General features: G+C 59.5%; 17 protein-coding genes. 8 read left to right on the top strand and 9 right to left on the bottom strand.

Features of this window, described 5'->3' with window-relative positions:
• Window positions 1-11: 11 nt before the first annotated feature.
• Entirely contained in the window at window positions 12-1,112 is a 1,101-nt protein-coding gene (locus tag BVU99_RS18180; protein WP_043141520.1) for a GGDEF domain-containing protein, read from the bottom strand.
• 198 nt (window positions 1,113-1,310) lie between these two features.
• Between BVU99_RS18180 and BVU99_RS18185 the strand changes: the two genes are divergently transcribed.
• Both BVU99_RS18185 and dauA read left to right on the top strand, forming a co-directional pair.
• The gene (locus BVU99_RS18185) at window positions 1,311-1,796 is read left to right on the top strand and encodes a heme-degrading domain-containing protein (protein WP_025302499.1); all 486 of its coding nucleotides are present in this window, start codon (window positions 1,311-1,313) and stop codon (window positions 1,794-1,796) included.
• Window positions 1,797-2,028: 232 nt separating this feature from the next.
• Window positions 2,029-3,717: a C4-dicarboxylic acid transporter DauA gene (gene dauA / locus BVU99_RS18190; RefSeq protein ID WP_043141525.1), complete on the top strand. Its 1,689-nt coding sequence runs from the start codon at window positions 2,029-2,031 to the stop codon at window positions 3,715-3,717.
• Between the two features lie 47 nt (window positions 3,718-3,764).
• On the opposite strand, the gene kdsA is transcribed toward dauA, so the two are convergent.
• Genes kdsA through hemA form a run of 6 tightly spaced genes read right to left on the bottom strand, consistent with a single transcriptional unit; the run spans window position 3,765 to window position 9,139 of the window.
• A complete protein-coding gene (gene kdsA / locus BVU99_RS18195; RefSeq protein WP_025302497.1) occupies window positions 3,765-4,619 on the bottom strand; it encodes a 3-deoxy-8-phosphooctulonate synthase in 855 nt (284 codons plus the stop codon).
• 58 nt (window positions 4,620-4,677) lie between these two features.
• Complete coding sequence (sirB1, locus tag BVU99_RS18200; RefSeq protein WP_016928096.1) at window positions 4,678-5,487, bottom strand: invasion regulator SirB1; 810 nt, start codon at window positions 5,485-5,487, stop codon at window positions 4,678-4,680.
• Window positions 5,484-5,885, bottom strand: a complete 402-nt coding sequence (locus BVU99_RS18205) for a SirB2 family protein (RefSeq protein WP_170310367.1) — start codon at window positions 5,883-5,885, stop codon at window positions 5,484-5,486. The genes sirB1 and BVU99_RS18205 overlap by 4 nt, the downstream gene beginning before the upstream one ends.
• A 41-nt stretch (window positions 5,886-5,926) precedes the next feature.
• Window positions 5,927-6,760 carry a peptide chain release factor N(5)-glutamine methyltransferase gene (prmC, locus tag BVU99_RS18210; RefSeq protein ID WP_043141530.1) on the bottom strand — a complete coding sequence of 278 codons (834 nt, stop codon included), beginning with the start codon at window positions 6,758-6,760 and terminating at the stop codon, window positions 5,927-5,929.
• Complete coding sequence (gene prfA, locus BVU99_RS18215) at window positions 6,760-7,845, bottom strand: peptide chain release factor 1 (protein ID WP_016928099.1); 1,086 nt, start codon at window positions 7,843-7,845, stop codon at window positions 6,760-6,762. Before prfA ends, prmC begins: the two co-directional genes overlap by 1 nt.
• A 31-nt stretch (window positions 7,846-7,876) precedes the next feature.
• Window positions 7,877-9,139 (bottom strand): glutamyl-tRNA reductase, encoded by a 1,263-nt coding sequence (gene hemA / locus BVU99_RS18220; protein ID WP_025302494.1) that lies wholly within the window; start codon window positions 9,137-9,139, stop codon window positions 7,877-7,879.
• Window positions 9,140-9,606: 467 nt separating this feature from the next.
• Here hemA and lolB point away from each other — a divergent pair, with 467 nt between their 5' ends.
• From lolB to prs, 3 genes are all read left to right on the top strand, one after another.
• Complete coding sequence (lolB, locus tag BVU99_RS18225; protein WP_049207163.1) at window positions 9,607-10,230, top strand: lipoprotein insertase outer membrane protein LolB; 624 nt, start codon at window positions 9,607-9,609, stop codon at window positions 10,228-10,230.
• Complete coding sequence (ispE, locus tag BVU99_RS18230; protein ID WP_049207164.1) at window positions 10,227-11,093, top strand: 4-(cytidine 5'-diphospho)-2-C-methyl-D-erythritol kinase; 867 nt, start codon at window positions 10,227-10,229, stop codon at window positions 11,091-11,093. Before lolB ends, ispE begins: the two co-directional genes overlap by 4 nt.
• A 174-nt stretch (window positions 11,094-11,267) precedes the next feature.
• Complete coding sequence (gene prs, locus BVU99_RS18235; protein WP_004941061.1) at window positions 11,268-12,215, top strand: ribose-phosphate diphosphokinase; 948 nt, start codon at window positions 11,268-11,270, stop codon at window positions 12,213-12,215.
• 185 nt (window positions 12,216-12,400) lie between these two features.
• Here the strand turns inward: prs and ychH are convergent, their stop codons facing one another.
• Entirely contained in the window at window positions 12,401-12,679 is a 279-nt protein-coding gene (gene ychH / locus BVU99_RS18240) for a stress-induced protein YchH (protein ID WP_025302491.1), read from the bottom strand.
• A 301-nt stretch (window positions 12,680-12,980) separates the two neighbouring features.
• On the opposite strand from ychH, the gene pth reads away from it, so the two are divergent.
• The gene (gene pth, locus BVU99_RS18245; protein ID WP_099817293.1) at window positions 12,981-13,571 is read left to right on the top strand and encodes an aminoacyl-tRNA hydrolase; all 591 of its coding nucleotides are present in this window, start codon (window positions 12,981-12,983) and stop codon (window positions 13,569-13,571) included.
• Window positions 13,572-13,608: 37 nt separating this feature from the next.
• Here pth and BVU99_RS18250 read toward each other — a convergent pair whose 3' ends face one another.
• The gene (locus tag BVU99_RS18250; protein ID WP_025302490.1) at window positions 13,609-15,138 is read right to left on the bottom strand and encodes a SulP family inorganic anion transporter; all 1,530 of its coding nucleotides are present in this window, start codon (window positions 15,136-15,138) and stop codon (window positions 13,609-13,611) included.
• Window positions 15,139-15,472: 334 nt separating this feature from the next.
• On the opposite strand from BVU99_RS18250, the gene ychF reads away from it, so the two are divergent.
• On the top strand, window positions 15,473-16,564 hold the full coding sequence (gene ychF / locus BVU99_RS18255; protein ID WP_025302489.1) for a redox-regulated ATPase YchF: 1,092 nt from the start codon (window positions 15,473-15,475) through the stop codon (window positions 16,562-16,564).
• Window positions 16,565-16,861: 297 nt separating this feature from the next.
• The gene (locus tag BVU99_RS18260; protein WP_049204148.1) at window positions 16,862-17,446 is read left to right on the top strand and encodes a TetR/AcrR family transcriptional regulator; all 585 of its coding nucleotides are present in this window, start codon (window positions 16,862-16,864) and stop codon (window positions 17,444-17,446) included.
• Window positions 17,447-17,586: the final 140 nt, after the last annotated feature.

Genomic DNA, 17,586 nt, shown 5'->3' on the forward strand with positions numbered 1-17,586 from the left:
ACGGGGGCGGCTTATCCGCGCGGAAAACCGGCGCCCAGTGGCGCCAGCTGCATCACGCGGCTGGTCACCACCCGGTTTTTGCCGCTGCGCTTCGCCTCGTACAACGCTTCGTCGGTCATGGCGATCGCCTTGTCCAACGTCATGCCGGGCAGATACAGCGACACGCCGATGGACATCGTGATGTGCGCTTCGTCGTGTGCATTCAGCAAGAACGTCGAACTTTCCACCGCGCTGCGAATACGTTCGGCTACCCCACCGATGACCTGCGGATCGTAGCTGGCGGTGATCACCATAAACTCCTCGCCACCGTAGCGCCCGACGAAGTCCTCGTTACGCACGCTGTTTTGCAGCAGCCGACCGACGCTGGCCAGCAGCACGTCACCGGCCGGATGACCGTAGGTATCGTTGATGCTTTTAAAGTTATCCAAATCGAGGATCATCAACCCGCACGGGCGACGCTCGGCACGCTGCAGCATCAGCTGATAATCGACGCTGGCGCGGTTGTTGATGTGGGTCACACTGTCGGTCGTGGCACGCGCACGCATCGCGAAATAGGCGTAGATGTGGCGCTCTTTGAAATTCAGCGCATGATAGCAAATCGCCAGACAGAGCGCGGAGACCGCCTGGTACAGCAACACATCCGGCCACAGCCCGCTCATGTCCACCAGCAGCCACACCACCGCGATGCGATACAGCGCGATAATGCCGATCGTCAGGTAAAACGTCCGGTGGGATTTTTTCAGCCACACCTGCGACAGCAGCAGCGGCGCGATGATCGAGGCGATGAACAGGTTATCGACGGTGAAACCGCCGGTCAGCGCCATGGCGAACAGAAAACTCACCAGTCCGCTGACGCCGCCGCCGAAGAACGTCACCAGTATCATCGGGATCATCGCAAAGCTGTAATGTACCTTATCGGTCAACACCAGCCGATCCTGACTCAAATACAGCACCGCCACCCCGGCCAGCAGGCCGAACACGACGCGCTTCCACAGTGCGGAACGGTAGGAAAACGGGGCATTCTTGCTGAGAACGAAATAGCTTACCGACAGCGTGGCATAGGTGATGCAAGCGTCGCTGTAAAGGGTGGAAATGGACGCAATGTAAGTCATAAATAGTCAGCGCGCTCCTCGGGATCGCCAGGGGTAATGTAAAGACGTTGAATAACGCATCCCTGTCGTCTCCGCTTCGGCGGCGGCCATTTTACACAGTCTATTAATAGAGTAGCAGTTCTATCTTATCGCCAAGCCGTCTATCTCACGATGCTCGCTTCAGGCTACTCTGTCCTTTGTATATCGGGGGAGAAACGCATGAATATCGACGATGAACTGCAGGCGCTCAGCGAACAGGAAGCGACGCTGGCCTTTACCCATTTTGACGCCACCACCGCCTGGGAGCTGGGCGCGGCGCTGAAAACCGCCGCCGAGCGACGCGGCCTGAGCATCGCCATCGAAATCCAACTGGCCGGGCAGACGCTGTTTTATTACGCCATGCCGGGCGCCACGCCGGACATCGCCGACTGGGTGCGGCGCAAGCGCAATCTGGTGAACCATTTTCACAAAAGTTCTTACGCCATCGGCCTGCGTCTGCAGCAGCGGCAAACGTCGCTGGAGGAGCGTTACGGGCTGAGCGTGCGCGACTATTCGGTGCACGGCGGCGCCTTCCCGCTCACCCTGACCGGCCTCGGCTGCGTCGGCAGCATCAGCATTTCCGGCGCGCCGCAGAAGGAAGATCACCAGCTGTTGGTAAGCACTTTAGCCCACTTTCTCGGCTTATCCCTACCCGCTCTGCACTAACCGCCAAAACCTTGATTATTCCTTTCTTTTTCAGCCGCAGAATCTGCGGCTTACTTACCTCTTAACGGCATTTAGCGCCGGATAAAACGACGACTCTCTGATTTCCTGTGCCAAATTGACGCAGGTCTGGTAATCCGCTGAACAAAAGGCGTATGGTATCTGTCACGTGACAAGACGGACCTCATCGGGCCCGCCATTCCTTTCACTTTTGAAGATTTGGTACGCACCGTAGATGAAAACGCATGAAATAAACAAAATTCGCCCCTTCAGCGCGCTGATAGATGCCTGCTGGCGGGAACCTTATAGCCTGGCGCGGTTGCTGAAAGACGCCATCGCCGGGGTGACGGTCGGTATTATCGCCATTCCGCTGGCGATGGCGCTGGCGATCGCCAGCGGCGTGCCGCCGCAGTACGGCCTGTATACCGCCGCCATCGCCGGCATCGTCATCGCCGTCAGCGGCGGTTCGCGCTACAGCGTCTCCGGCCCCACCGCCGCCTTCGTGGTGATCCTCTATCCGGTCTCGCAGCAGTTTGGCCTGGCCGGCTTGCTGGTCGCCACGCTGATCTCCGGGGTATTTCTGCTGCTGATGGGGCTGGCGCGCTTTGGCCGGCTGATCGAATACATTCCGCTGCCGGTGACGCTGGGCTTTACCTCCGGCATTGCCATCACCATCGCCACCATGCAGATCAAGGACTTTTTCGGCCTGCAGCTGGCGCACACGCCGGAAAATTACGTTGGCAAGCTGTACGCCCTGCTGCAGGCGCTGCCAACGCTGGATCTCGGCGATACCCTGATCGGCGCCGTGACGCTGCTGATCCTGATCTTCTGGCCCAAGCTCGGCCTGCGGGTGCCCGGCCACCTGCCGGCGCTGCTGGCGGGCACCGCGCTGATGGGGCTGCTGACGCTGTTTGACCACCCGGTGGCGACCATCGGTTCCCGCTTCAGCTACCTGCTGGCCGATGGCAGCAGCGGCCAGGGCATTCCGCCGATCCTGCCGCAGCTGCTGCTGCCCTGGGATCTGCCGGGCGGCGGCGGGCAGCCGTTCACCCTGAGCTGGCAAACCGTTTCCGCCCTGTTGCCGGCGGCATTTTCGATGGCAATGCTCGGCGCGATCGAGTCGCTGCTGTGCGCAGTGGTGCTCGACGGCATGACCGGTAAGAAGCATAACTCGAACAGCGAATTGATCGGCCAAGGCGCGGGCAACATCATCGCGCCGTTCTTCGGCGGCATCACCGCGACCGCCGCAATTGCCCGTTCAGCGGCCAACGTGCGCGCCGGTGCCACCTCACCGGTATCCGCCATCATCCACGCGCTGCTGGTGCTGTTGGCGCTGCTGGTGCTGGCGCCGTGGCTCTCTTATCTGCCGCTGGCGGCGATGGCGGCGCTGCTGTTGATGGTCGCCTGGAACATGAGCGAGGCCCACAAGGTGGTTTACCTGCTGCGCCGGGCGCCGAAGGACGACATTCTGGTACTGCTGCTGTGCATGTCGCTGACGGTGCTGTTCGACATGGTGATCGCCATTACCGTGGGCATCGTGTTGGCGTCGCTGCTGTTTATGCGCCGCATCGCCCGCATGACGCGGCTAAGCGAACTGAGCGCCGATGACGGCCGCCTGGTGCTGCGAGTGAATGGCCCGCTGTTCTTCGCCGCCGCCGAGCGCATCTTTACCGAACTGCTGACGCGCAGCGAAAGTTATCGCACGATCGTGCTGCAATGGGATGCGGTGCCGGTACTCGACGCCGGCGGTCTGAGCGCCCTGCGACGCTTTATCGACGTGTTGCCGGCGGACAAGAAACTGGTGATCACCGACGTGCCGTTCCAGCCGCTGAAAACCCTGGCGCGTGCGCGGGTGCAGCCGATCGAGGGCCGCTTGCAGTTCTATCCGACCCTGCCGGAAGCGCTGGCGGCCACCGGCGCCTAAACGTAAAAAAGCCCGACGAGTCGGGCTTTTTTTATGGCGACGAGCGCTTAGTTGCTGGTATCCAGCTCCGGGAAGCTCTTCACCAGGTCGTCGATGGCTTTCATCTGCGCCAGGAACGGCTCCAGTTTGTCCAACGGCAGCGCGGAAGGACCGTCGCACTTGGCGTTGTTCGGATCCGGGTGCGCTTCGAGGAACAGGCCGGCCAGGCCAACCGCCATGCCGGCGCGCGCCAACTCGGCCACCTGAGCGCGGCGGCCGCCGGACGCGGCGCCGAACGGATCGCGGGTCTGCAGCGCGTGGGTCACGTCGAAGATCACCGGATGGCCGCCGGTCACGTTCTTCATCACGTTGATGCCCAGCATGTCGACCACCAGGTTGTCATAACCAAAGTTGCTGCCGCGATCGCACAGGATCACCTGGTCGTTGCCGCCTTCTTTGAATTTGTCGACGATGTTGCCCATCTGCCCCGGGCTGACGAACTGTGGCTTCTTGACGTTGATCACCGCGCCGGTTTTCGCCATCGCTTCCACCAGATCGGTCTGACGCGCCAGGAAGGCCGGCAGTTGGATCACGTCAACCACTTCAGAAACCGGCTGCGCCTGCGCCACTTCATGCACGTCGGTGATGATTTTCACGCCGAAGGTTTTCTTCAGCTCTTCGAAGATCTTCATCCCTTCTTCCAGGCCCGGACCGCGGTACGAGTGGATGGAAGAACGGTTGGCTTTGTCGAAAGAGGCTTTGAATACGTAAGGAATGCCCAGTTTTTGCGTCACGGTGACGTAGTGCTCGCAGATGCTCATCGCCAGATCGCGCGATTCCAGCACGTTCATACCGCCAAACAGCACAAACGGCAGGTCGTTTGCTACGTCGATGTCGCCAATGCTAACCACTTTCTGTTTCATGCTTTCGCCTTTGTTAAGGTTGTAACCGTCGCCTTGCAAACTGCACGGAGTCATTGAATTAATGCAGCGTCACCTGTTTCGGCTCAATCGAGTGGATCTGTACTTTGATCACTTCGCTGACCGGGTCTTCAGGACACTGCTCGACAAAATAGTTGAGATCGGAAATCGCGATGTGGTTGCACTCCAGCTGGGCATAAATCAGCCCGCGGTCGCGGATCTCGTAAGGATCTTCCGGATCGAAGCACAGCACCGTTTCGCTGGTGCGCAGCGCCATTTCCAGCTGCTTTTCTTCCATCAGGGCGGCCTTCAGCGTATCCAACATCTTGCGCACCACCATGATGTTCTCCGACTCGTCGAGGTCGTCGTCTTCCAGTTCGGCACCCAGCCCCAGGTTGCCCTTGATCCACACTTCCAGCTGGTGCTCGCTCAGGGTTTCGCCGTTCAGCGGGTTGATCAGCCACAGCTCTTCGTCCAGCCAATCGGCGCGCAGGATCAGCTGAGTGGGGAAAATCACCGGCAACAGCGGCAGATCCAGCGCGTTGGCGATGTGCAGGAAAATGGTGCCTAGCGAGACCGGCGTGCCCTGCCGCCCTTCCAGCACCTTGTCCAGCCAGATGGCGTCCGACAGGCGGTAAACGCCGCTGGCGCCGCCGAATCCCCAGGTTTTGTAGAACAGTTCGATGAGCGCATCCAGTTGCTGCTCCTGAGTGATATCGACCGGCACCGCCGCACGCGCTTCATCCACCAGCTGTTGCAGCTTGCGCTCCACGTCGGCAGCGGGAAAATCGCGCCGCACCGACTGCGACACCAGGATCACCCCTTCGCTCAGCGGCGAGGTGTTAAATTCAAAATCAGCAATGCTACTCATAGGTATCCCATCAGAAACGGTATTTTCGTCGTGGCAAGTTTAATTATCAGATACAGACAGCCCAACGCCAGCACGAACGCCACGGTTCGCAGCCGCTGACTTTTGGTCTTCTTGCCCAATGCGACGTAGCCAAGCAGGATATAGATAATAACGCCAAACAGCTTCTCGGTCAGCCATGAGTCCATACCCAGCAGCGGATAAAACCCGAACGTCACCACCAGCGCGATGCCGCTGACGAACAGCAGCGTGTCGTTCAGGTGCGGCGCTACCTTGACCCAGCGGCGCCCCATGATCGGCGAGCGGCGCCACTGCCAAAAGAAACGCAGCACAAACAAGGTAATACTGATGGCGACCGTCAGCAAATGGAAATGTTTCAACGCGGTGTATGCAGTCATGATGCTCCCTTAAATGGCCCGGGCGTCGTTATTATGAGTGGCGCTTATCCCGGCCATTGGCCGAGCGTCACGCGGTCGTTGTCGCCGTAATCACGGTGGGTGGCGACAGCGGAAAATCCGGCGGCCTGCAGCAGCGCGCGCACGCTCTCGCCCTGCTGCCAACCATGTTCCAACAGCAGCCAGCCCTGCGGCTGCAAATAATGCGGCGCCTGGCGCACGATGGCGGCCAGATCCGCCAGCCCGTGCTCGGCGGCAACCAGCGCGCTACCGGGTTCAAAGCGCACGTCGCCCTGCGACAAATGCGGATCGGCGGCGTCGATATAGGGCGGATTGCTGGCGATCAGCGCGAAGCGTTGCCCCGCCACCGGCGCAAACCAGCTGCCCTGTAGAAATCGGACGTTGTCGATCTTCAGCTTGTGCGCATTGTGCTGCGCCAGCGCAACCGCCTCCGGCTGCACATCGATGCCGATAGCCGAACAATCCGGGCGCTCACTGGCCAGCGCCAGCGCGATGGCGCCGGTGCCGGTGCCAAGATCGAGGAAATGGCAGGGTTGCGGCGGCAGGCGCGTCAGCGCCAGTTCCACCAGGCATTCGGTATCAGGGCGTGGGATCAGCGTCGCCGGCGAGACCGACAGCGGCAGCGACCAAAACTCGCGCTCGCCCACCAGATAGGCCACCGGCTCACCGCGTTCGCGGCGCGCCAGCAGCGTCTCCAGCTGCTGTTGCTGCGGCGGCGTCAGCAGGGTTTCCCCGAACGCCATCAGGAAGGTTCTGGCCTTGCCGGTCACGAAACCCAACAGGATTTCCGCGTCGCGCCGGGCGCTGTCGCTGTGGGTCAAACGCGCGGCGGCGGCTTTCAGCCAGTATTGATAATCCATCACTCTTGCTCGGCGGACAGCGCAGCCAGCTGATCGGCCTGATACTCCTGCACGATCGGCTGGATCAGCATATCCAGTTTGCCTTCCATCACTTCGTCCAGACGGTAGAGCGTCAGGTTGATGCGGTGGTCGGTTACCCGCCCCTGCGGGAAGTTGTAGGTGCGGTTGCGGTCGGAACGATCGCCGCTGCCCAGCAGGTTGCGGCGAGTGGACGCCTCGGCCTGCTGGCGCTTGGCCATCTCGGCGGCGCGAATGCGCGCGCCCAGCACCGACATCGCCTTGGCTTTGTTTTTGTGCTGCGAACGTTCGTCCTGGCACTCCACCACGATGCCGGTCGGCAGGTGGGTGATGCGGATCGCCGAGTCGGTGGTGTTAACGTGCTGGCCACCGGCGCCGGAGGAGCGGAAGGTGTCGATTTTCAGATCGCCCGGGTTGATGTCCGGCAACTCGGCTTCCGGCACTTCCGGCATCACCGCCACGGTACAGGCGGAGGTGTGGATGCGCCCCTGGGATTCGGTTTCCGGCACGCGCTGCACGCGGTGCCCGCCGGATTCAAACTTCAGCTGACCGTACACGCCGTCGCCGGAAACTTTGGCAATCACTTCTTTGAAACCGCCGTGTTCGCCTTCGTTGGCGCTCATCACCTCGACACGCCAGCGGCGGCTTTCCGCATAGCGGCTGTACATGCGGAACAGATCGCCGGCAAAGATCGCCGCCTCATCGCCGCCGGTGCCGGCGCGCACTTCGAGGAAGCAGCTGCGCTCGTCATCCGGATCTTTCGGCAGCAGCAACACCTGCAGCTGCTGCTCCAGCGCTTCACTGGTCGCCCGCGCCTGTTTCAGCTCTTCCTGCGCCATCTCGCGCATTTCCGGATCGTCCAGCATCATTTCCGCCGTCTCCAGATCCTCCTGCACCTGACGCCATTCCAGGAAGCAGCGGCTGACGTCGGTCAGCTGCGCGTATTCTCGCGACAGCGCGCGGAACCGGTCTTGCTCGGCGATGACGCCGGCATCGCCGAGCAGCGCCTGCACTTCTTCATGGCGCTCTTGTAACGCTTCCAGTTTGGCAACAATAGAAGGCTTCATGCGTGGTAATAAACCCTGTTAATAGAGAAAACTAATGCTGATCCAGCCCGAGGCTGTCGCGTAATAACTGCAACCGCTCCACGTCGCCGTCGCCGGCGGCCTGCTGGAGGGATTTGGTAGGGGCATGAATAAGACGGTTGGTCAGCTTATGGGCCAGCTCGTGAATAACCTGCTCCACGTTGGCGCCCTGCGCGATGGCGGCCAGCGCTTTGGCCTCCATTTCCGCGCGAATTTGGTCAGCCTGCGAACGGTAGTCGCGGATGGTTTCCACCGCGCCCTGCGAACGCAGCCAGGCCATGAAGTTGATGCTTTCCTGCTGCACGATCGACTCCGCCTGCACCGCCGCCGCTTTGCGCTGCGCCAGGTTGCTTTGAATGATGGCGTGCAGATCGTCCACGCTGTACAGATAGGCGTTGGCCAGTTTGCCGACTTCCGGCTCGATATCGCGCGGTACGGCGATATCCACCAGCAGCATCGGCTGGTTGCGGCGCGCCTTCAGCGCGCGCTCCACCATCCCCTTACCGATGATCGGCAGCGGGCTGGCGGTGGAGCTGATGATGATGTCGGCGTCCGCCAGGCGTTCGTCGATCTCCGGCAGGGTGATCACTTCTGCGCCCACCTCGTCCGCCAGCAGCTGCGCGCGCTCGCGGGTGCGGTTGGCGATGATCATGTGCCGCACTTTGTGTTCGCGCAGGTGGCGCGCCACCAGCTCGATGGTTTCACCGGCGCCCACCAGCAAGACGTTGAGATCGGCCAGCGATTCGAAGATCTGCCGTGCTAGGGTACAGGCAGCAAACGCTACGGAGACCGCGCTGGCGCCGATTTCGGTTTCGGTGCGCACGCGCTTGGCGACGGAGAAGGATTTCTGGAACAGACGCTCCAGCTCGCCGGACAGCGACTGGCCGCGTTGCGACTCGGCGAAGGCCTTTTTCACCTGGCCGAGGATCTGCGGTTCGCCCAATACCAGTGAGTCCAACCCGCTGGCCACCCGCATCAGATGGCTGACCGCGTCGTTGCCCTGATGCCAGTACAGGCTTTTCTTCACCTCTTCCGGGCGCAGGTTGTGGTACGCGCACAGCCAGGCGACCAGCTGCTCGTGCATGTGTTCCTGTTGCTCTACGCTGAGGTACAGCTCGGTGCGGTTGCAGGTGGACAACACGACGCCGCCCTGCACCAACGGTTGTTGGAGCAAGCTGGTTAGCGCCTCATCGATGGACTCTGGCGAGAAGGTCACCCTTTCACGCAGAGAAACCGGAGCGGTTTTGTGATTTATACCTAACGCCAGCAGGGTCATTGCTTCGAGTAATACTTATCTTGGTACGGGTTCTCGTTGAACGGCATTCTACTTGATGCGCGGGATCAATAAAAGTAACAACCGCATCTTCCGTTCAATCGCTGTCATAGACGACATCAATTAATGAATAAGCAATAAATACAGCGGGATAAATAGTCATAGGCTAGGTTGATTGCTTAAATTTTAGCGCAGTTTGCGATAACGCGCACGCTATTCGGCGTGCGCAACGGCGGCGTTTGCGCAACTCCGGCACCGCTTATCGGGCGCGCCTCCCCGCCTTTAGGCGATTGTGTTACGCTTAATGGCGACCCCGACGCGCGTAACGGGTTGGCATTGCGCCGGCAAAAGCGGAAAGATTCAACGCGATGCAGCAAAAAATTGACGCGCCGCCGCCGCCCCGTTAGCGTGAGCGCTGAATCCGGGTTTCGTCGCGCATGCCCGCAAGGACAAAAGGACAAGAGAAAGTTATGCCAATACGCAAAGTTAGTTTGCTCCGTCTGATCCCGCTGGCCAGCCTGGTGCTGGCCGCCTGTACCACCACCAAGCCGACCGGCCCGGCCACCAGCCCGACTTCACCGCAGTGGCGCGCCCATGAGCAGGCAGTGCAACAGCTCAGCACCTATCAGACCCGCGGCTCCTTCGCCTACTTGTCTGATCAGAAAAAAGTCTACGCCCGCTTCTTCTGGCAGCAGTTCTCGCCGGAGCGCTACCGCCTGCTGCTGACCAACCCGCTGGGCAGTACGGAAATGGACCTCAACGTGCAGAAAAACGTGGTGCAGCTGACCGACAACCAGGGCAAACGCTACGTCAGCGACAACCCGGAAGAGATGATCCGCAAGCTGACCGGCATGGCGATCCCGCTGAACAACCTGCGTCAGTGGATGGTCGGCCTGCCGGGCGAAGCCAGCGATTTTGCGCTGGATGACCAATATCGCCTGAGCAAGCTGACCTACCAGCAAGGCGGCCAGACCTGGAAAGTGGATTACCAGGGCTACAGCAACGAGGTGCAGCCGACGCTGCCGAACCGCCTGGAGCTGCAGCAGGGCGACCAGCGCATCAAGCTGAAGATGGATAACTGGACGCTCAAATGATCCGCCAGTGGCCCTCCCCCGCGAAACTCAACCTGTTTTTGTACATCACCGGCCGTCGTGAAGACGGCTATCACCTGCTGCAGACGCTGTTCCAGTTTCTGGACTACGGCGATACCCTGACCATCGACCCTCGCCAGGACGACCGCATTCATCTGCTGACGCCGGTCGACGGCGTTCCAGACGAGCAGAACCTGATCGTGCGCGCCGCCCGCCTGCTGCAGCGCTATTGCGATGAACGCGGCCTGCAAACCGCGCCGCGCGGCGCCGACATCAGCATCGACAAGCGCCTGCCGATGGGCGGCGGTTTGGGCGGCGGTTCCTCCAACGCCGCCACCGTGCTGGTGGCGCTGAACGAACTGTGGCGCTGCGGTCTTGGCGACGACCAACTGGCAGCGCTGGGGCTCAGCCTCGGCGCCGACGTGCCGGTGTTCGTGCGCGGCCACGCCGCCTTCGCCGAAGGCATCGGCGAGCGCCTGCAGCCGGCCGAGCCGCAGGAAAAATGGTATCTGGTGGCGCATCCTGGCGTCGGCATCCCGACGCCGGTTATCTTCGGCGACCCCGAATTAAAAAGAAACACCCCGGTTCGCTCCTTAAGTGAGCTGTTGCAGGCGCCGTACGCAAATGATTGCGAACCGATCGCAAGAAAACGTTTTCGCGAGGTTGAACAGCTTCTTTCATGGCTGTTAGAATACGCCCCGTCACGCCTGACTGGCACAGGTGCTTGTGTGTTTGCTGAATTCGACACAGAAATCGCCGCCCGTCAGGTGTTAAATCAAGCCCCGGAGTGGTTGTGTGGTTTTGTAGCGCGCGGCGTTAACGTCTCCCCACTACATCGCATTCGTTCCGGGCGGTTTGAGTCGTAGCTCAACGTTTCGCTGCGCAGGGTCATGCACACCTGGCCCTGTTATCCCTGCGCTGCCTGCGGTCTCAATTTTAGTTTTACATACCCGTATGTATATTGCGCCGGCGTCGCCAACTGCCCCTTGGCGATGTCGTATGACAATATCTTCTCTGGACGCAAGCCTGAGGTTCTTCTCGTGCCTGATATGAAGCTTTTTGCTGGTAACGCCACCCCGGAACTAGCACAACGTATTGCCAACCGTTTGTACACCAGCCTTGGTGACGCCGCTGTAGGTCGTTTTAGCGACGGCGAAGTGAGCGTGCAAATCAACGAAAATGTACGCGGCGGTGATATTTTCATCATCCAGTCCACCTGTGCCCCGACCAACGACAACCTGATGGAACTGGTTGTGATGGTCGACGCCCTGCGTCGCGCCTCCGCAGGTCGTATTACCGCCGTTATCCCTTACTTCGGCTATGCCCGCCAGGATCGCCGCGTGCGTTCCGCGCGTGTACCCATCACCGCCAAGGTGGTTGCCGATTTCCTCTCCAGCGTAGGGGTTGACCGCGTTCTGACGGTGGATCTGCATGCTGAGCAGATTCAAGGCTTCTTCGACGTACCGGTAGACAACGTGTTCGGCAGCCCGATCCTGCTGGAAGACATGCTGCAGCAGAACCTGGAAAACCCGATCGTGGTTTCCCCGGACATCGGCGGCGTAGTGCGTGCTCGCGCCATCGCCAAACTGCTGAACGACACCGACATGGCCATCATCGACAAACGCCGCCCGCGCGCGAACGTTTCTCAGGTGATGCACATCATCGGTGACGTGGCAGGCCGCGACTGCGTGCTGGTCGACGACATGATCGACACCGGCGGTACCTTGTGTAAAGCGGCTGAAGCGTTGAAAGAACGCGGTGCCAAGCGCGTATTCGCCTACGCGACGCACCCGATCTTCTCCGGCAACGCCGTGGACAACATCAAGAACTCGGTGATTGATGAAGTGATCGTCTGCGACACCATTCCGCTGTCGCCGGAAATCAAGGCACTGAAAAACGTTCGCACTCTGACCTTGTCCGGCATGCTGGCTGAAGCCATCCGCCGCATCAGCAACGAAGAGTCGATCTCTGCGATGTTCGAGCATTGATTCGTCGTCTTTCCGGTGCGGCGCCCACCGTGCCGGAAAGATAGCGAGCCCGACAGCAGAAAAAGAAAAACCCGTTGGTGCGTGAGCAACAACGGGTTTTCTACTCGTAGTCCAACATGACCTCAGACCTTAATGCACGGCAGATATTCCCTTGCCCTGCTCTTGCTTCCCTTCTGATTTTTTAATCAATGCGACGAACGATGTTGGTCGTTACGGCACCGTTTATCAAAGTGTTTTACCCACCAGTAGCGATCCGCCACCTGCTCGCGGCCGCCTATACGCGCGCCCACCAGCCATAACAGCGCGCCGACGAAGATACTCATGATGGCGCCGTGGGCGAAAAATTGCGGTAAATTGAACTGGGAAACTTCAGCAATAATGGAGTATCCAACGCCGCCGATCATCACGACCAGCCCCAGCCCCATAAAAAAGTTGCCCATTCTGTCCGCGCTTCTACGTTTCATATGCCACCTCCATGATTACCATGTGCCAACCGGGATAACGCTGCAACTTGTTAACCCACTTTGATAAGTTAAGTATAGTCCTTGTTATGGCAAGGGGATTGCGGAGGCGATCACAAATGGTAAAGAATTATTGACACTTCTTAACACGCCACTGAAAATTAGCAGACAAATTGAATGATTCAGCTAATGAATCATTCGTCTTTCTTACCAACGCCGAAGGCAGAGATCGGATTTTGTCATTCACCGCCCCGACAGGTAGACTAAGGCCCTTTCCATTACCCTGATCATAGTGAATCTCCCAGTGAGCAGTATTAAATTGATAGTCGGCCTGGCCAACCCGGGCGCGGAATACGCCCAGACACGCCACAACGCCGGCGCCTGGTACGTCGATCTGCTGGCTCAGCGCCACAATCAGCAGTTGAAAGAAGAGAGCAAGTTCTTCGGCTACACCGCCCGTTTGAGTCTGGCGGGCAACGACGTGCGCCTGCTGGTGCCGACCACCTTCATGAACCTGAGCGGCAAAGCGGTGCTGGCGATGGCCAATTTCTACCGCATCGAACCCAACGAGATCCTGGTGGCGCACGACGAGCTGGATCTGCCGCCCGGCGTGGCAAAAATCAAGCTCGGCGGCGGCAACGGCGGCCACAACGGCCTGAAAGACATCCAGAACAAGTTCGGCAATAACCCGAACTTCTACCGCCTGCGCATCGGCATCGGCCATCCGGGCGACAAGAACAAGGTGGTGGGCTTCGTGCTCGGCAAGCCGCCGGCCAGCGAGCAGAAGATGATTGACGAAGCGATCGACGAGTCGCTGCGCTGCACCGAGATGCTGATGAAGGACGGGCTGGAAAAAACCGTTCAGCGCCTGCACAGCTTCAAGGCGCAGGCCTGAACCTTACCGCAGCGGGCGCCCTGCCCGCTGCCGGCTTTTAGCCGCGCGGGTTGAAGGTCTCCTCGCCCACGCGGCGGTCATCGGCGGCGAACCCCTCCTCCGCAACGTAATACTGCGGATCGTCCAGTTCATGGCTGCAGAACGGCCCGGCGCGCTTGAGCAGGCGCACGCAGTCACCGCTCAGGTGGCGCAGACGAATGCTTTTCCCCGCCGCCAGATAACGCGCCGTCAGCTTATCGATCGCCTCTACGCCGCTGGAATCCATCACCCGGGTGCCAGCAAAGTCCAGCACCACGTTCTGCGGATCGCCTTGCGGCTCGAACAGCTCGGCAAAAGCCGCGGCCGAGCCGAAGAACAGCGGACCATCGAGCCGATACACCGCCACGTCGCCCGTCACCTGCCGCTGGCGCACGCGGATGCGTGCCTGCTGCCAGGCGAACACCAGCGCCGAGATAATCACCCCGCTGATCACCGCCACCGCCAGATCGGTAAAGATGGTGATCAACGTGACGGCGATCATCACCAGCGCGTCCGCCTTCGGCATACGGCGCAAACGGCGCAGCGAACTCCACTCGAAAGTGTTGTAACACACCACCAGCATCACCCCGGCCAGCGCCGCCACTGGCAGCAGGCCGATATAGCGCGACAGGCTAACCACAAATAAAATCAGCAGGATAGCGCCCACCGTGCCGGAGATGCGCCCGCGCCCGCCCGAGGTGAAGTTGATGATCGACTGGCCGATCATCGCACAACCGGCGAAGCAGCCGAACAGGCCGCACACCGCGTTACCGGCGCCCTGCGCGATACTCTCGCGGTTGCCGTTCCCCTTCTTGCCGCCCATTTCATCCAGCACCGTCATGGTCAGCAGCGATTCAATCAAACCGACCAGGGCAATCACTACCGCATAGGGTAGCACCACCCGCACCATCTCCAGGGTAAACGGCGCCGTCGGCAGGCTGAAGTGCGGCAGCGCGCCGGAAATGTCCGCCAGATCGCCCACCCGCAGCGTATGCAGATTGAGGCCGATCGCCAACGCCGAGACCACCAGCAGCGCCGCCAGCGAAGACGGAATGGCTTTGGTCAGGCGCGGGAACAGCACCACCACCGCAATTGCCAGCGCCACCAGGCCGTACATCAGCGGGCCCTGCCCGGCGATCATCTTCAACTGCGCCAGCATGATGACGATCGCCAGACCGTTGACGAAGCCGTGGATCGCCGGCAGCGGCACCAGACGAATGAACTTGCCCAGCCGAAAGGCGCCGATCAGGATTTGAATCCCCCCGGCAAACAGCGTGGCCCACAGTACGTAACCCATGCCGTACTGCGCCGCCAGGCTCATCAGCACCACCACAATGGAACCTGCGGCGCCGGAAACCATGCCCGGCTTGCCGCCGAACAGCGCCGTGACCAGGCCGATAATAAACGCGGTATGCAAACCGACGATCGGCGAAAGACCGGCGACCAGCGAAAAGCCGACCGCCTCGGGGATCATCGAAACCGCCACCACAAAGCCTGCCAGGACTTCATTTTTAACGTCCGCGATCCTGACGTTACTCAGGTTAAACATGCATTATTCACTTATGACAGATGACATCATCTCCCCGCGTAGCGGGTATGGGGTACCGCAAGGGGCGGCAGACTGCTGGCGGGCACAGCTCAGGGTGGCGTAGGCAAGAAATACATCCGGCGCGTTTCCTGTCGGTTAATCGGAACGGCCAGTATGGGTAAATGTGATCCAAATCTCAATCAAAAACCGGTCGCCCGCGCTGCACTCGCCCCAGCCAAGCAAGTCTGATCGAGATAAACGCCCATTACGTGTATAATGGCGGCATTATTTTGCCCTTTATGCAGTTGGTTAAATATAACTGACTGATAGTTAAGATATTTAAGGTGATTACAACATGGGATTCAAATGCGGTATCGTCGGCCTGCCTAACGTAGGCAAATCCACCCTGTTCAACGCGTTGACCAAAGCGGGCATTGAAGCAGCCAACTTCCCGTTCTGCACCATTGAACCGAACACCGGTGTGGTGCCGATGCCCGATCCGCGTCTGGATAAGCTGGCCGAGATCGTCAAGCCGCAGCGCATTCTGCCGACCACCATGGAATTCGTCGACATCGCCGGCCTGGTGAAAGGCGCGTCCAAAGGTGAAGGCCTGGGCAACCAGTTCCTGACCAACATCCGCGAAACCGAAGCCATCGGCCACGTGGTGCGCTGCTTCGAGAACGACAACATCATTCACGTCAACAACAAGGTCGATCCCGCCGAAGACATCGACGTGATCAACACCGAACTGGCGCTGTCTGACCTGGACACCTGCGAGCGCGCCATCCACCGCGTGCAGAAGAAAGCCAAAGGCGGCGACAAAGACGCCAAAGCCGAGCTGGCGGCGCTGGAGAAATGCCTGCCGCACCTGGAAAACGCCGGCATGCTGCGCGCGCTGGATTTGACCGATGAAGACAAGGCGGCGATCAAATACCTGAGCTTCCTGACCCTGAAGCCGACCATGTACATCGCCAACGTCAACGAAGACGGCTTCGAGAACAACCCGTACCTGGACACCGTGCGTAAAATCGCCGACGCCGAAGGCTCCGTGGTGGTTGCCGTGTGCGCCGCCGTGGAATCCGACATCGCCGAGCTGGAAGACGAAGAGCGCGACGAGTTCATGGCCGAACTGGGCCTGGAAGAGCCGGGTCTGAACCGCGTGATCCGCGCCGGTTATGAACTGCTGAACCTGCAGACCTACTTCACCGCCGGCGTGAAAGAAGTGCGCGCCTGGACCATCCCGGTAGGCGCCACTGCCCCGCAGGCGGCCGGCAAGATCCACACCGACTTCGAGAAAGGCTTTATCCGCGCCCAAACCATCTCCTATGACGACTTCATCACCTACAAGGGTGAGCAAGGTGCCAAAGAAGCCGGCAAAATGCGCTCCGAAGGTAAAGACTACATCGTCAAAGACGGCGACGTAATGAACTTCTTGTTCAACGTCTAGGCCTCTCTCCGCAGCGCTTTTCTCCGCTGCCGGAAACGGAAAAATCCACGCTTCGGCGTGGATTTTTTTGTCTCCAGGACCTGCGTTTTGGCAACCTGGACGCCGTCACACCCTCCCGGTTCTTTCCCACTGAACGATCTTCGCCGTACGTTTTATTACGCCCTTCATGACGGCATTATCCGCATCGCTGCACGAAAAAAGCTCTCGTGTTGATCCCTTGTCCTACAGGAAAAGGCTTGTCATATTCCATTGCACCTCTATAATGAGTGTTTACTCACTTATTAAAGGAACCTCAAAGTGGCCCGTCCCCGCAGTGAAGAAAAGCAGCAGGCGCTATTGCGTGCCGCCACCGACATTTTTGCCGAACAAGGATTAGCGGCGCCCACATCGGCCATCGCCAGGAAGGCTGGCGTCTCGGAGGGCACGCTGTTCCGCTACTTTGAAAATAAGGACGTACTGCTGAGCGCAGTCTGCGACTACCTGCTTGATGAAATGGAGTGCCTGCTGACGCAAAGCTTACAGGGCGTTTTGCCGGGTAAAGATCAAATGCAGGTCGCCTGGAATGCCTACATTGATTGGGCGCTCGCCAATCCCGCCGCGTATGCGACAGGGAACAAATTGATGGTTTCCGGCAAGTTATCCAGTGCACAGATGGAGAGAAGCGTGCGGTTCGGTGATATTTCCCAGCTGGGTATTCCATTGGTCCAGGGGCTGGATTTACCGCTGTCGAGCGAGTTTCAGGGCATGATCTGCACGGTAATGGCCAATGGCGTTATCGATATGGCCGTTCAAAAACCTCACCTGCTGGATATTTACAAACGCGCAGGTTATGAAGCCATGGTGCGAGCCATTGAGCTTCCTGACGTTCATACAGCCATCTAGCTTCTTTTTTTAATTATATAATGAGTGCGTACTCACGCATTAAAAAGACACAAAAATCATGCCACCCGTTTCAAAACTAAAAATGCTGCGAACACGGGCCTATCCAAGGCTCCGCCGACTCATATTCGTTTCTCTGTTTC

Source organism: Serratia sp. OLAL2 (genome assembly GCF_002752475.1).
GTDB classification, from domain to species: domain Bacteria; phylum Pseudomonadota; class Gammaproteobacteria; order Enterobacterales; family Enterobacteriaceae; genus Serratia; species Serratia bockelmannii.

What these genes read in the sequence shown, in the direction of transcription:
- BVU99_RS18180 (WP_043141520.1), bottom strand. Translation starts at nt 1,112, where the DNA reads ATGACTTACATTGCGTCCATTTCCACCCTTTACAGCGACGCTTGCATC.
- BVU99_RS18185 (WP_025302499.1), top strand. Translation starts at nt 1,311, where the DNA reads ATGAATATCGACGATGAACTGCAGGCGCTCAGCGAACAGGAAGCGACG.
- dauA (WP_043141525.1), top strand. Translation starts at nt 2,029, where the DNA reads ATGAAAACGCATGAAATAAACAAAATTCGCCCCTTCAGCGCGCTGATA.
- kdsA (WP_025302497.1), bottom strand. Translation starts at nt 4,619, where the DNA reads ATGAAACAGAAAGTGGTTAGCATTGGCGACATCGACGTAGCAAACGAC.
- sirB1 (WP_016928096.1), bottom strand. Translation starts at nt 5,487, where the DNA reads ATGAGTAGCATTGCTGATTTTGAATTTAACACCTCGCCGCTGAGCGAA.
- prmC (WP_043141530.1), bottom strand. Translation starts at nt 6,760, where the DNA reads ATGGATTATCAATACTGGCTGAAAGCCGCCGCCGCGCGTTTGACCCAC.
- prfA (WP_016928099.1), bottom strand. Translation starts at nt 7,845, where the DNA reads ATGAAGCCTTCTATTGTTGCCAAACTGGAAGCGTTACAAGAGCGCCAT.
- hemA (WP_025302494.1), bottom strand. Translation starts at nt 9,139, where the DNA reads ATGACCCTGCTGGCGTTAGGTATAAATCACAAAACCGCTCCGGTTTCT.
- lolB (WP_049207163.1), top strand. Translation starts at nt 9,607, where the DNA reads ATGCCAATACGCAAAGTTAGTTTGCTCCGTCTGATCCCGCTGGCCAGC.
- ispE (WP_049207164.1), top strand. Translation starts at nt 10,227, where the DNA reads ATGATCCGCCAGTGGCCCTCCCCCGCGAAACTCAACCTGTTTTTGTAC.
- ychH (WP_025302491.1), bottom strand. Translation starts at nt 12,679, where the DNA reads ATGAAACGTAGAAGCGCGGACAGAATGGGCAACTTTTTTATGGGGCTG.
- BVU99_RS18250 (WP_025302490.1), bottom strand. Translation starts at nt 15,138, where the DNA reads ATGTTTAACCTGAGTAACGTCAGGATCGCGGACGTTAAAAATGAAGTC.
- ychF (WP_025302489.1), top strand. Translation starts at nt 15,473, where the DNA reads ATGGGATTCAAATGCGGTATCGTCGGCCTGCCTAACGTAGGCAAATCC.